Genomic DNA, 629 nt, shown 5'->3' with positions numbered 1-629 from the left:
AGCTGAGCGCTATCGAATTAGTGATACTGGCGGTCTCATGCTTGAGATAATGCCGAGCGGTTCAAAAATCTGGCGCTATCGCTACCAGCTTCATGGGGTGCGCCAACCATCTCTCACCATCGGCAGCTACCCCGAAATCGGTCTAGCTGACGCACGCAAGCGGCGCGATGAGTGGGCGGGTTTAGTTGCACGAGGAGAGTCGCCTAAGCGCGCGGTGCAGGCTGCGAAGTCGTCGATGTTGAACACTGTATCTGCGTTCGGAGCTGAATGGCTGAATGAGCAGATCGTCGGGAAGTCTAAAAGCTATGTCACGACGATGCGTCGGCTGATGACCAAGGATGTGTTTCCAATGCTCGGCAGTATTCCGCTCTCTGAGGTTAAACCAGCGGACATCCTGGAGCTATGCGACAAGATCAAGTCACGAGGCGCCCCCAAGATGGCTCTGCTAACGCGTAATGCCCTTCGCCGGATGTACGACTATGCGATTGCACGCCAGCTTGCTGAGACAAATCCAGCGGCAGCGCTTGTTGCCCGCTTCATTGCCACCGAAGAAAGCAGAACCAGAGTGCTGTCACCCGTGGAGATCGGTCAGGTGTTGAGGGCAATCTACGCTTCGGACATTCGTCGGA

General features: G+C 55.8%; 1 protein-coding gene. It reads left to right on the top strand.

The genetic code is table 11. The annotated features are described in order from the left end of the window. Window positions 1–37: 37 nt before the first annotated feature. Window positions 38–629, top strand: a 592-nt coding sequence (locus ACP7BV_RS27635; protein WP_426108114.1) for a tyrosine-type recombinase/integrase, incomplete at its 3' end; no start/stop codon positions are given.

This window comes from Massilia sp. TSP1-1-2, assembly GCF_049896185.1.
In the GTDB taxonomy this organism is placed as follows: domain Bacteria; phylum Pseudomonadota; class Gammaproteobacteria; order Burkholderiales; family Burkholderiaceae_D; genus Telluria_A.
Note: the sequence above shows the minus strand (reverse complement) of the source record. Positions and strands in the feature narration are given on the sequence as shown.